At 52.9% G+C, this 255-nt stretch carries 1 rRNA gene; it reads left to right on the forward strand.

Annotation, left to right across the window (positions count from 1 at the left end):
- Positions 1-255: ribosomal RNA gene (locus MM194_RS21860) — 23S ribosomal RNA — on the forward strand; the annotation flags it as partial.

Here is a 255-nt window from a genome sequence, read left to right on the forward strand (position 1 = left end):
TAGTAGCGGCGAGCGAACGGGGATTAGCCCTTAAGCAGCTTGGAAGTTAGTGGAATGGTCCTGGAAAGGCCAGCGATACAGGGTGATAGCCCCGTACACGAAAACAACCTTGATGTGAAATCGAGTAGGGCGGGACACGTGACATCCTGTCTGAATATGGGGGGACCATCCTCCAAGGCTAAATACTCCTGACTGACCGATAGTGAACCAGTACCGTGAGGGAAAGGCGAAAAGAACCCCTGTGAGGGGAGTGAA

The sequence above is a fragment of the Aeromonas sp. MR16 genome (assembly GCF_022549315.1).
In the GTDB taxonomy this organism is placed as follows: Bacteria; Pseudomonadota; Gammaproteobacteria; order Enterobacterales; family Aeromonadaceae; genus Aeromonas; species Aeromonas aquatica.